The organism is Paracoccus sigandri, from assembly GCF_003709565.1.
Taxonomy (GTDB): Bacteria; Pseudomonadota; Alphaproteobacteria; order Rhodobacterales; family Rhodobacteraceae; genus Paracoccus; species Paracoccus siganidrum.
In genome coordinates this window covers 1-678 of record NZ_QNRC01000111.1, presented here as the reverse complement: position 1 = coordinate 678, position 678 = coordinate 1, and the positions used below count along the sequence as shown (strand labels likewise).

The 678-nt window shown below is 66.8% G+C and carries 2 protein-coding genes; one reads left to right on the top strand and one right to left on the bottom strand.

Translation table 11 applies throughout. The features are described 5' to 3' along the window. Positions 1 to 410, bottom strand: a 410-nt coding sequence (locus C9E82_RS23975) for an Lrp/AsnC family transcriptional regulator (protein WP_147482388.1), incomplete at its 3' end; no start/stop codon positions are given. Between the two features lie 109 nt (positions 411 to 519). Here C9E82_RS23975 and C9E82_RS25500 point away from each other — a divergent pair. Continuing rightward, positions 520 to 678 (top strand): hypothetical protein (locus C9E82_RS25500; RefSeq protein WP_183154147.1); only part of this gene is annotated, 159 nt, incomplete at its 3' end.

The following is a 678-nucleotide window of genomic DNA, read 5'->3' as shown; positions in this document are numbered from 1 at the left end:
GTATTGCTGACATGGGGGAGGGTGGAGATCTTCTCGGCCAGGATGCGGCGGAAATGGGCCATGTCGCGGGAGCGGAGCTTGATGAGGTAGTCGCAGCCGCCGGCGATCATGTAGCATTCCTCGACCTCGGGGATGGCGCGGATGGCGGCGTTGAACTGCTGCAGCGCGGCTTCGCGGGTGTCGCTCATGCTGACCTCGACATAGGTGACATGGGTCAGGCCCAGCTTCAGGGGCGACAGGATGGCGCGATAGCCGGTGATCAACCCGATCTCCTCGAGGTGCCGGATGCGCTGCGCGACCGGGGTCTTCGACAGCCCGACCCGCCGGGCCAGCTCGGCGATCGGGATTCGGGCGTTTTCGGTCAGTTCGGCCAGGATCCTGCGGTCCTGCGCGTCCAGTTCCGGCTTCATCCTGAAAATCGCCCTGTTTTTGTTCCTTCCGCCTGGCATCCGGCCCATCTTCAGGCACATCGCCTGGGAAACATCTGCTAGACCTGCCGCATCGAGTAAGGAGATCGGCATGGCCCCTGTCAACCCCGCCCCCTTTTCCACGCAGGCGAAATTCGCCGATGAAGCGGCGCTTCTGGCCGGGCTGGTCGCGCAGGCCGGGCTGGACGGGGCGGCGCGCGCCGCGATCGCTGCCCGCGCCGCGGGCCTGGTGCGCCGGATCCGCGCCGAG